The 707-nt window shown below is 70.7% G+C and carries 1 pseudogene; it reads left to right on the plus strand.

Annotation, left to right across the window (positions count from 1 at the left end):
- A pseudogene (locus A9X03_RS14940) lies at positions 1 to 477 on the plus strand (MFS transporter); the annotation flags it as partial.
- Positions 478 to 707: the final 230 nt, after the last annotated feature.

Raw genomic sequence — 707 nt, forward strand, 5'->3', positions numbered from 1 at the left:
AACCTGGCATGGGTGCTGGCCGCCTACGGCGTGGCGGGGGTGATAGCCGTCGGCCTGGTGGCGCGGCCGCTGGACCGCAGGCCCAAGGGGGCGATCATCGGGTGCCTGGCCGGTTTGACGGCCGCATTCGTGGTGCTGACCGCGCTGGCACTGGGCGGCCGCCCCGCCGCGGCCGCGGCCCTGATCGGGACGGCCGCGATCGTGCTGTGGGGGGCGATGGCCACCGCCGTGTCGCCGATGATGCAGTCCGCGGCGATGCGCAGCGGCGCCGACGACCCCGACGGGGCGTCGGGGCTCTACGTGACGGCTTTCCAGGTGGGCATCATGGCGGGCGCGCTGGCGGGCGGGCTGCTCTACGAGCGCAGCGTAGTGCTCATGCTGACCGCGTCGGCCGGTTTGATGGCGGCCGCGCTGGTCGGGGCGGCCGCCAATCGTCAGGCGCTCGACGTTGCGCCGACAAGCTCACGCGATTCATAGCCAGCCAGCTCAACGGCCAAAATGGCTGTGTATTCGGCCTCCGCGCGGTTTCGAATTTGTTAGCTGGCAGGCGCCCTATGCCACACTGTGTCAGGAACTCGAACGTGGAGGGATGCATATGTCGGGCTGGACGCGCGGGCGGCTGTCGGCCGCCCTGAACGCCGCCGGATTGGCTTCTGTCAGCTTGGCGCTGGTGTTGAGCGCCGCCCCGGCGATGGCGGATCCCGATC

This window comes from Mycobacterium sp. E1715, from assembly GCF_001667625.1.
Taxonomy (GTDB): Bacteria; Actinomycetota; Actinomycetes; order Mycobacteriales; family Mycobacteriaceae; genus Mycobacterium.